At 70.7% G+C, this 10,298-nt stretch carries 8 protein-coding genes and 3 tRNA genes; 10 read left to right on the forward strand and 1 reads right to left on the reverse strand.

What is annotated here, in order from left to right:
* Positions 1-528, forward strand: a 528-nt coding sequence (locus ACYVE7_RS20790; protein WP_460366633.1) for a tetratricopeptide repeat protein, incomplete at its 5' end; no start/stop codon positions are given.
* 1 nt (position 529) lies between these two features.
* A complete protein-coding gene (locus ACYVE7_RS20795; protein ID WP_460366634.1) occupies positions 530-1,162 on the forward strand; it encodes a Crp/Fnr family transcriptional regulator in 633 nt (210 codons plus the stop codon).
* Positions 1,163-1,166: 4 nt separating this feature from the next.
* Here the strand turns inward: ACYVE7_RS20795 and ACYVE7_RS20800 are convergent, their stop codons facing one another.
* The gene (locus ACYVE7_RS20800) at positions 1,167-4,043 is read right to left on the reverse strand and encodes an AMP-binding protein (RefSeq protein WP_460366635.1); all 2,877 of its coding nucleotides are present in this window, start codon (positions 4,041-4,043) and stop codon (positions 1,167-1,169) included.
* A gap of 116 nt (positions 4,044-4,159) precedes the next feature.
* On the opposite strand from ACYVE7_RS20800, the gene ACYVE7_RS20805 reads away from it, so the two are divergent.
* From ACYVE7_RS20805 to ACYVE7_RS20840, 8 genes are all read left to right on the forward strand, one after another.
* A complete protein-coding gene (locus tag ACYVE7_RS20805; protein ID WP_460366636.1) occupies positions 4,160-4,966 on the forward strand; it encodes a lysophospholipid acyltransferase family protein in 807 nt (268 codons plus the stop codon).
* Positions 4,967-5,042: 76 nt separating this feature from the next.
* Positions 5,043-6,005, forward strand: a complete 963-nt coding sequence (locus ACYVE7_RS20810; protein WP_460366637.1) for an alpha/beta hydrolase — start codon at positions 5,043-5,045, stop codon at positions 6,003-6,005.
* Positions 6,002-6,799 carry a TIGR03084 family metal-binding protein gene (locus tag ACYVE7_RS20815; RefSeq protein ID WP_460366638.1) on the forward strand — a complete coding sequence of 266 codons (798 nt, stop codon included), beginning with the start codon at positions 6,002-6,004 and terminating at the stop codon, positions 6,797-6,799. The genes ACYVE7_RS20810 and ACYVE7_RS20815 overlap by 4 nt, the downstream gene beginning before the upstream one ends.
* A 62-nt stretch (positions 6,800-6,861) precedes the next feature.
* A tRNA-Gly gene (locus ACYVE7_RS20820) sits at positions 6,862-6,933 on the forward strand.
* Between the two features lie 26 nt (positions 6,934-6,959).
* Positions 6,960-7,030, forward strand: a tRNA-Cys gene (locus tag ACYVE7_RS20825).
* Between the two features lie 29 nt (positions 7,031-7,059).
* Positions 7,060-7,131 (forward strand) — tRNA-Val (locus ACYVE7_RS20830).
* A 257-nt stretch (positions 7,132-7,388) separates the two neighbouring features.
* On the forward strand, positions 7,389-9,206 hold the full coding sequence (locus ACYVE7_RS20835; RefSeq protein ID WP_460366639.1) for an HSP90 family protein: 1,818 nt from the start codon (positions 7,389-7,391) through the stop codon (positions 9,204-9,206).
* Positions 9,203-10,298: hypothetical protein (locus tag ACYVE7_RS20840; protein WP_460366640.1), on the forward strand; the 1,096-nt coding region annotated here is incomplete at its 3' end. The genes ACYVE7_RS20835 and ACYVE7_RS20840, both read left to right, overlap by 4 nt.

A 10,298-nucleotide genomic window follows, 5' to 3' on the forward strand; every position in this document is an offset into this window, starting at 1 on the left:
CAGGAGTGCCTGGACGTGGCCCGCCGCGCCCACGTCCCCCTCCACCTCGCGCACTGCCCCGGGAACTTCCCGCAGAACCGCGGCCGCGCCCCCGAGGTGCTCGACGCCATCGACGAGGCGCTGCCGCTGCTCCGCTCCGGCGCCGCGCAGTTCCACCTCGCGGAGGCGTGCCGGGTGCGCGCCTCGATCCTGCTCAAGCTCGGCCGGCTGGACGACGCCGCCGCCCAGGCCGCCGAGTCCTTGAACCGCGCCCGCGACCTGGGCGACGGCCAGACCGAGTCCGCCTCGCTCAAGGTGCTCGGCCGGGTCCGGCAGCAGCTCGGCGACGACGAACGCGCCCTCGACCTGCTCACCCGCGCCGACCACATCCTCGTCAACGTCGACGACCAGGGCGGCCGCATCCCCCTCCTCGACGACCGGGCCGCCTCACTGGTCCGGCTCGGCCGTCCCGAGGAGGCCGGACGCTGCCGCCGTCTCGCCGAGGAGCTGCGCCACTGGCTGGCGCGGCCCGCCCCGTCCGGAGGTTGACGTGTTCCTCTCGCTCTTGGCTCCCGACCTGCAGAAGGAGGTCCGGATCGCCGGAACCTGCGTCCGGTGGCGGCGCGGCCAGCATCTGATGCGCCAGGGCACCCGGCTGGACGCCGTCCGGGTGATCGAGGCCGGCTGGGTGAAGGTGTGGGCCGTCCAGGACGGCCAGGAACGCATCCTCGATCTGCTCGGCCCGACCTATGTGCTGGGCGAGCTCGAACTGTTCGATCCGCGCGTCCAATGGTGCTGGATCACCGCGCTGACCGAGGTGCAGGCCACGACGATCGCCCCCGAACGGTTCGACGCGCTGATGCGGACCCGTCCCGAGATCACCCGGGCGGTCCTGGAGTCGACCGTCGAGAAGTTCTGGGACGAGCACGCGCTGCGGATGTGCCAGTCGGGCACGCAACGGCTGAAGGTGCTGCTGTCGCGGCTCGCCGACCGGCACGGCGAACTGCTCCTGGACGGCAGGGTCCGGGTGTCCGTCCCGCTGAGCAGGGCGACCCTGGCCGGGTGGGCGCGGATCAACCCGTCGCTCGCCGGCCGGATCCTGCGGGAACGGCTCGGCGACGACCTGGAGTTCACGGCGGGCGGGCTGCTGCTGCGGCCCGCCGCGCTCGACCGGCTGGAGTGAGCCGTCAGCCCGTGGTGAGGCGTTTGCGCGCCACGTCGGTGAGCGGCTGGTAGGAGCCGTCCTCGTCGCGGAAGTACGCGGTGCCCTCCTCCGGGACCCCCTGCTCGCGCAGCTCGCCGACGAGCAGCCGCGCGTAGTCGTTGGCCGGGATCTCCTCGACGACCCTGATGAGGGCGGGGCCCTCGTCGGGGAACGCCGCGGTGAAGTCGGCGGCTGACACGGGCGCGCGCAGCGTGACGGCCGCGGCCAGCAGCTCGAACCGGCCCGACGGAATGCCGTAGGCGACGGCCAGGTCCACGCCGGGCACGTCGCCGATCCGGTCGCGGATCAGGCCCGTCGGGACCGGCCCGCGCGGTGTGCGGACCAGTTCGCTCGTCCGGCCGACCATCCAGTAGTCGCCGTCGGCGTCCCGCTGGAACAGGTCGCCGCTCGCCACCCACGAGTCACCGGGCGCGAACACCCCGCGCAGCGGATCGGACGCGAACGTGCCGCGCGCCAGCAGCACCCCGGTCTCGCCGGGACCGCAGCGCACCGCGAACCCGTCCGAACCCGGCACCAGCATCCCCTTGCGCAGATCGTAGGCCGCGATCCTGACCCGCGCCGACCCGGGCAGCGGACGGCCGAGCGCGCCCGGCTTCTTCCCGGTGACGTTCACCAGCACCACCTCACCGGAGGTGGAGGCGTAGAACTCCAGGACGCGGGCCGGCGCGAACCGGTGCTCCAGCCGCCGCCACAGCCCACGCGGCATCCCCGAGCCGATGAACAGCCGCACCGAATGGTGCCGCTCGCCGGGGTGCGGCGGGGCCTCGGCCAGCCCGTGCAGCAGGGTCCAGGTGTAGGAGGCGACGGTCACGCCGTAGCGGCGGGCCTCGTCCCAGAACGTGGCCGGATCGTAGGCGCTGGCCAGCGCGATCCGCGCGCCGCTCGCCACCGCGCCGCCCATCGTCATCAGGATCGCCGACGGGTGGTGCAGCGGGGTCAGGCTGTAGACGGTGTCCGCCGGGGAAAGGGCGGCCGCCGAGGCCGTGCCGAACGCCGACAGCGCCCACCGCCGGTTGGTGATCCGGCTGACCTTGGTGTTCTTGCCGTCGCCGGTGAACAGGATGAACGCCAGATCGCCCGCGCGTCCGGGGTTCGGCTCGTACCAGCCGGGCAGCTCGACCTCCGAGGGGTCGATCCGCTCCATGTCGGGCAGGCTCGCGTCGCGGACGGCGCCGGAACCGAGCAGGAACACCTCGCGGCCCTCGGCGCGCGTGGCCATGAGATGTGCGAGTTCGGGGTCGGCGATGACCCGCTTGACCTGGCCGAGCTCCAGCTCACGGCCCAGATCGCCGTGCGGCCGCAGCATGACGGCGACCGCGCCGAGCCTGCTCAGCGCCGCGACCGTCGCCAGGGCGCTGGGCCGGGTGCCCATCAGCACGCCCACGTGCTCGCCCTGCCGGATCCCGATCGAGATCAGCCCGCGGACCACGCTGTCGATCCGGCGTTTCGCGGCGACCTGGGTGTGGGCCCTGTCCTCGAACAGGAACAGCACGTCGTGCGGGGCGCGGCGGGCCTGCTCGTCCAGGAGGAGGGCGAGCGACATCCGGGTGTCGTGCTCGATCCGCTCGAGCTGGGCCAGGCGCGGCAGCAGCGCCACCGCCTCCTGGCCGAGGTGGAGCGCGCCCTTGACGGCCGAGGTCGCCGCGTCGGTCACCGACCGGACCGCGCCCACCCCCACCTGGACGGCCAGGTCCATCCCGTAGGCGGTCCTGCCCCGGCTCGAACTCTCCTCGCGGACGGGCCCGACCTCCTGGGGGACCATGCCCTGTCCCTCACGCCAGTGCACCCAGCCCGCGACGATCGGCCAGGTCCTTCCGGCGGCGTGCGAGCCGGCGACCAGCCCGAAGTGGCCGGTGCGGATCGTCACCTCCGACACCTCGGCGCGGGGCGCGGCCCGGGTGATGCCGCGGACCATCGCGGACGGCGCGATCTCGTCGACCTCGCCGACGAAGGTGAGGATCGGGGCGGTGATGTCGGCCAGCGTGACCAGGCGGTCGCCGATCACGAAACCGCCCTTCAGCATCCGGTTGTGGCCGACGAACTGGCGCAGGAACTCGGCCAGGGCCGGACCCGGCCACGCCACCCAGCCCTCGTCCGCCATGAAGCGGCGCTGCCGCTCGCGCGGGGCGAGGACCTCGCGGTCGTGTAGCTGGAGCAGGAACTCCAGCCGGTTGCGGACCGACTTGGTGGGGCTGAGCACCTGGAAGCCGAGCCTCGTCACCCAGCCGGGCACCGAGAAGTCGGGGATCCGTTCGGCCAGCTCGACCAGGGGCTCCTTGGGGATCCAGTCGGGCACCCCGAACGGGTTGGCGGCATCCAGGTCGGCGGGGCTGCCGAACGTCACGACCGATTCGATGCCCTCGCTGCGGCGGTAGGCGGCGGCCTGGTAGGCGAACATGCCGCCCTGGGAGTAGCCGGCCAGGTGGACGTTCCGGCCGGTGACCTCGCGGATCCTGTCGATGGCGTCGCTGATCGCCAGGACGTGGTCGGTGATGGTGCGTTCGAGGCCGCCCGGCTCCTTCTCGGGGTGGCCGAAGTCGACCACCCAGGGGTCGACGCCCAGGTCGTGCAGGACGCCGACGGCGCTCGCGGTCGGCGCGATGTCGTAGATCTCGGCCGTCAGCATCAGCGGCGGGATCAACAGCATGACCGGACGGTCATCGAGGGTGTCGGCGTAGTACCGGCGCAATCGGTAGACGGGCTGCTCGGCGACCACCTGGTAGGGGCTGGCCTCCTCGCCGGTCCGCAGGCCGCCGAACCTGGCGACCTCCAGCGCGTTCTGCGCCGTCGCGCTGAGTCCGCGCGCCAGCCTTCCGCCGAATCCGATCACGTCGCCCATCACCCCATCATCGTGGCCGTACTCAGTGTTTACAGTCAACGTTGCCGGTTTTCGTGATCAACCACACATACTGCTATTTGACAACCTGTCAACTCACCACTCTATGGTTCGGTGCCATGCGCTCCCCCACCGCATGGACCCCACCGCCCCGGCCGCTGTTCGCGGCCTTCGAAGCCGCCCTCGCCCCCGTCAGGGCGCTGACCTCGCCGGTCTTCCACGGAGTGGAGAACCTACCCACCCGAGGGCCCGCCCTGCTCGTCGGCAATCACACCACGATGCCGCTTCTGGACGTCCCGGTGATGATGTCGGAGATCAGACGGCAGACCGGCGTCTGGATCCGGTCACTCGCCGATCACGTGCACTTCGTGATGCCGGGCTGGCGGGAACTGCTCCACCTCGGCGGATGCGTCGACGGCACCCGCGAGAACTGCCGCGCGATCCTCGCCGCGGGCGAGACCGTCCTGGTGTTCCCCGGCGGGGCTCGCGAGGTCGCCAAGCGGCGCGGCGAGAAGTACCAGCTGCTCTGGGACGACCGGACGGGCTTCGCCCGGATGGCGATCGAGGCCGGCTGCCCGATCATCCCGTTCGGCGCGGTGGGCGTCGAGGACCAGTTCCCACTGCTCGTCGATCCGGCGAGCGTGATGCAGGCGCCGCTGCGGTTCGTGTCCCGGAAGGTGTTCCGGGGACGGCGCGACCTCGTTCCCGCGGTGCTCGGCATCGATCCGCGGCCCGAACGGCTGTACTTCGCGTTCGGCGAGCCGATCGAGACGGACCCCTACGACGGCCGCTCGGACGACGTCCTGGCGCTGTCGGAGGTGCGGGACACCACCCGCAAGGCCGTCGAGGGACTGCTGGACGGGCTCCTCGCCGAGCAGGCCGTCGACCCCGGACGCCGCCCGTGGGGACGCCTTCTCGGCGGCTGAGTAAGTAGTGAATTACCTCACAAGTGGGTAGGCAGTGGTCGCGGCCCGTGCGAGCATCGCCCCCGAGGAGGACCGTATGCACCCCGTCACGCTGACCATCGAACGCCGGGCCAGAGCGAGCTGGCGCGCGAAAGCGCTGTCCGTCGGCGTCCGTGCGATGCTGCGGCCCGCCATCGAACGCGCCTCACGCGGACCCATCGACTTCGACCGGGCCGCCTCCTTCGACCGGATGGCCGCCCGGTTCGGACCGCCGCGCGGCACCCACGTCACCTCCGTGCCACTCGACGGATTCCGCGCCGAATGGGTGCACGGACCAGGCGTCGGACGCTCCCGCGACAAGGTCATCCTCTACTTCCACGGCGGCGCCTGGATCTCCTGCGGACTCAACACCCACCGCCGGATGATCGCGCGGCTGTCCGCCGCCGCCGGAATCCCCGCCTTCTCCGTCGACTACCGGATGATCCCCCAGGTCACCCTGCTCGACGAAGTCCTCGACTGCCTCACCGCCTACCGGCACCTCCTCGACAACGGCGTCGCCGCCTCCGACATCGTCTTCGCGGGAGACTCCGCCGGCGGCTACATGACCTTCGCGACCGCCCTGCTCGCCCGCGACAGCGGACTACCGCTGCCCGCCGCGCTCGTCGCCCTCTCCCCCATGCTCGACATGGACCTCGCCGCGAAACTCGCCCACGCCAACCACCGCCTCGACCCCACCAACCCGGGGCCGCTCCTGGAGACCTTCGTCAAAGAGATCCTCGCCGACCTCGACGCCAAGGACCCCGCCGTCTCCCCCATCTACGCCGACCTGCGCGGACTGCCGCCCTGCTACCTCAGCGCCGGCTCCACCGAACTGCTCGCCTGCGACTCCGAGACCATGGCCGAGCGCCTCGCCGCCGCCGGAGTCCCCTGCACACTCCAACTCTGGGACGACCAACTCCACGTGTTCCAGATGTTCGGCCCCCTACTACCGGAATCCCGCGCCGCGATCACCGACTTCGGCCGCTGGGTCCGCCAAGGACTGGAGAGAGCAGCCACGTGACCGCGAACATCTACGACGACCTCCTCGACGAATGCGCAGACGTCGACGCCCTCGTCACCGCACTCACCGAAGCCCAATGGGCACAAGCCACCCCCGCACCCGGCTGGACGATCGCCCACCAGATCGCCCACCTCGCCTGGACCGACCAGCAAGCCGCCCTCGCCGCCACCGACCCCGACGGCTTCCACCAGATGCTCGCCGAGATCACCGACCCGCTCGGCCTCGTCGACGCCGGAGCCGACCCCGCCGGCTACCCCGAAGGCCCCCTCACCGCCTGGCGGCGCTCCCGCGAAGAAGTCGTCGCCGCCCTCCGCAAAATCGAACCCGGCAACCGCGTGCCCTGGTTCGGACCGCCCATGGCCGCCCCCTCCATGGCCACCGCCCGGCTCATGGAAACCTGGGCCCACGGCCAGGACATCGCCGACACCCTCGGCATCACCCGCACCCCCACCGACCGGCTCCGGCACGTCGCCCACATCGCCGTCCGCGCCCGCGACTACGCCTACCTCGTCAACGGACTCACCGCACCCACCGTCCCGATCTTCGTGGGGCTCACCTCCCCCACCGGCGACCAATGGACCTGGGGCCCCAGCACCGCCGCCCACCGCATCACCGGGCCCGCCCTCGACTTCTGCCTCCTCGCCGTCCAACGCCGCCACCGCGACGACACCACCCTCACCGCCACCGGCGAAGAAGCCGACCAATGGCTGACGATCATCCAGGCGTTCGCCGGCCCGCCCGGCACCAAACGCACCCCGAACACCCACCCCGCCACAACACCAAGTACGCATTGACTCCCGAGTTCCTGTAAGGTTAACGACGTCACCGAGGGCCACAAAAACCCTCGGAACGACGCGCGGAAGTGGCTCAGTGGTAGAGCATCACCTTGCCAAGGTGAGGGTCGCGGGTTCGAATCCCGTCTTCCGCTCGGAGAGACATCCCACAATGTCTCACGGTGGAGTGGCCGAGAGGCGAGGCAACGGCCTGCAAAGCCGTGTACACGGGTTCAAATCCCGTCTCCACCTCAACACCCCACAAGCAACACAGGGTGCCCGGACGATTAGCTCAGCGGGAGAGCGCTTCCCTGACACGGAAGAGGTCACTGGTTCAATCCCAGTATCGTCCACCGCCGATCGACCTTGCCTGTTCGCACCCCCTTTGGGGGGTGCTTCCCGTGCTTCGGCTCCGTGCCTTCCCGGGGGATAACCCCCGGAACCCCCAGTTTCGTAAGGGGCTCTGCCCCCTGACGTCCCCCGGTCAGGGGCTGCGCCCCCGACACCCCCCTGGCTGCGGTGGTTGCTGTTTGTGCGCTTCGTGGTGGTTGGTGTTTGTGGGGTCCTGGGGCTTGTGGACATCTCTTTTGGCGTCGGTACTATGCGGCGCATGGATGAGGGTGTTGGGGTGGGTTCGGGGCATTCGTTTCAGGTGGATCTTCGGGGGCTTGTGGATCTGCTTTCGCATCACTTGTACTCGTCGCCTCGGGTTTATGTGCGGGAGCTGTTGCAGAACGCGGTGGACGCGGTTACTGCTCGGGGGGGCCTGGAAGGTGAGGGGGCTCGGGAGATTCGGATCACGGTGGGGGGTGGGGGGCTCTCGATCAGTGATCCGGGGATCGGGTTGAGTCAGGAGGACGTGCATCGGTTTCTGGCCACGATCGGCCGGTCGTCCAAGAGAGATGAGATCGAGGGGGCTCGGCGGGAGTTTCTTGGGCAGTTCGGGATTGGGCTGCTTGCTTGCTTCACCGTGGCTTCGACGATTCGGGTGGTGACCAGGGCTGCGACCGTGGGGGCGCCTGCTGTTGAGTGGAAGGCGGCGTCGGATGGGACCTATACCGTTCGGGTGCTTTCCTCCTCGGAGCAAGGGGTTGGGACTACCGTTGAGTTGACCGCTCGGGCTGATGCCGGGCAGTGGTTTCGGCAGGACGTCGTGGTCGGGCTGGCGCGGGAGTACGGGGAGCTGCTGCCTTATCCTGTGATCGTCTCTGGGGCCGAAGGGGATGTGCGGACGAGTTCCAGTCCTGCTGTTTGGGATCGGAGCCATGCTTCGCCTACCGAGCGGCGGATCGCGTTGCTGGAGTATGGGCGGTCGGCGCTTGGGTTCATGCCGCTCGACGCGGTCGAACTGGATGTGCCGCTTGCGGGGATTCGGGGGGTCGCGTACATCCTGCCGGGGGCCGCCAGCGCGGCCGAAGGGGGGCGGCATCGGATCTATCTCAAGGGGATGCTGCTCGGGGACTCCGTCGCCGGGCTGCTGCCTGACTGGGCGTTCTTCGCGCGGTGCGTGATCGACACCGACACGCTGCGGCCCACCGCGTCACGGGAAAGCCTCTACGAAGACGAGACGCTCGCCGCCGTCCGGGAAGCGCTCGGGGCGCAGGTCAGGGACTGGTTGACCGGGCTCGCGGCGCGCGACCCGGGACAGCTCGCGCGGTTCCTGTCCGTGCACAGTCTTGGGGTGAAGTCGCTGGCCCGGCATGACCCCGAACTGTTCCGGATCATGCTGCCGCATCTGCCGTTCGAAACGACCGACGGAGCGGTTCCGCTGTCGGAATTCGCGCGCCGGCACCCCGTCATCCGGGTCACCAGGACCGTCGAAGAGTTCCGGCAGATCGCGCCGATCGCCGCCGCGCAAGGCATCGGCGTCGTGAACGGCGGCTACACCTACGACGCCGAACTCGTCGCCGCGCTCCCCCAGATCCTGGACGGCGTGCGCACCGCCGAACTCGACCCGGCGACCGTCACCGACGCGCTCGACCCCGTCGACGCCACCGACGAACTCGCCATGGCCGGTTTCCTCGCGGCCGCCCGAGCCACCCTCGACCCGCTCTCCTGCGACGTCGTCCTACGCTCGTTCGACCCGGTGACGGTGTCCGCACTGCACCTGGACTCGCGCGAAGCACGCAGCGAACGCCACCGCGCCGAACTGGAAGCCGAATCCGACGACCTCTGGTCGGAACTGCTGGGCGCGCTGCAGAAATCCGCTCCCCGAGCGCAACTCGTGCTCAACCACCGCAGCCCCGTCGTCCGCAGACTGGCCTCCCTCGGCGACGCGTCGCTGCTGGCGACGGCCGTCGAGGCGCTCTACGGGCAGGCGCTGCTGATGACGCACCGGCCGCTCCGGCAGGTCGACACCGCGCTGCTCAACCGAACCTTCGACGACCTGCTGACGTGGGCGTCGCGATCGCTGGAGGACCCCCGATGACCACCGAGGAACTCCGCGCAGCCCTGCACGACGCCCGGCACCTGCCCAACGGACGCGGCAAAGCCGAACGGCTCGAGACCCTCGCCGAAGCCGCACGCGCCGGAACCGACCGGTCGCTCGAGACCGAGATCCTGCTGGCGCTCGTCACCTCCTACGAGTACGGCGGCGAACGCGACCGGATGCCCGTGGCGTTCGGCCGGATCCTGCGGATCTACGACGAGTTCCCCGGCGAGCTCGACGGGCACGCCCACGACATCCACTGGTACCTGAAGTGGATGACGAACGCGCTGCTCAGCAACCCGGCCGTACCGCTGACGACCGCCGAGAAATGGCTGACCGAGCTGACGTCGCGGTACGGGCAGCGCGGATACAGCCAGCGGCCCGTCCTCGCGTTCCACGCCCTGATCGCGCGCTATCGCGACGACCGGACGGCGGCCGAAGCGCACCAGGAGGCGTCGATCGCCGCCGAACGCGACACCATGGCCGACTGCGACGCCTGCGAACGGAACGGCTGGGGTTCGCTGCTCGACGCGTTCGGCGACGACGAAGGCGCGCTACGACACTGGGAACCGGTGCTGTCCGGAGAACGCCGCTGCGCCGAGGAACCCCACCGCGTGCTGGCCAAGGCACTGCTGCCGCTACTGCGGACCGGGCGGATCGAGGAGGCGCGGTCGGCGTTCCTGCGCGGCTACCCGCTGGTACGGCACCGGCCGGGCCTGCGTCCCTCGGTCGGGTTCCATCTGGAGTTCTGCGCGCTCACCGGGAACGAGGCGCGCGGGCTGGAGATCCTCGCCGACCACGCGGCCTGGCTGGACGAGCGGAGCGTCGACACAGGGCAGCGGATCGGGTTCCTGAGCGGGGTGGCGGTGCTGCTGCGGCGGCTGCTGGCGCTCGGTCACGGGGACGTTCCCGTCGGGGAGACGACCGTCGCCGAACTGGCTCCGCGCGTCGAGGCCGAGGTGGCCGAGCTGGCGGCGCTGTACGACACGCGCGGCGGGAACCCGTCGTACGGGAACCGGGTGGCGGCCAGGCTGGCGGCGTCCCCGCTGCTGGAGCGGCTGTCGCTCGGGCCTGTGGCGGGCCGGCTGCCGG

It is taken from the genome of Actinocorallia lasiicapitis (assembly GCF_054778695.1).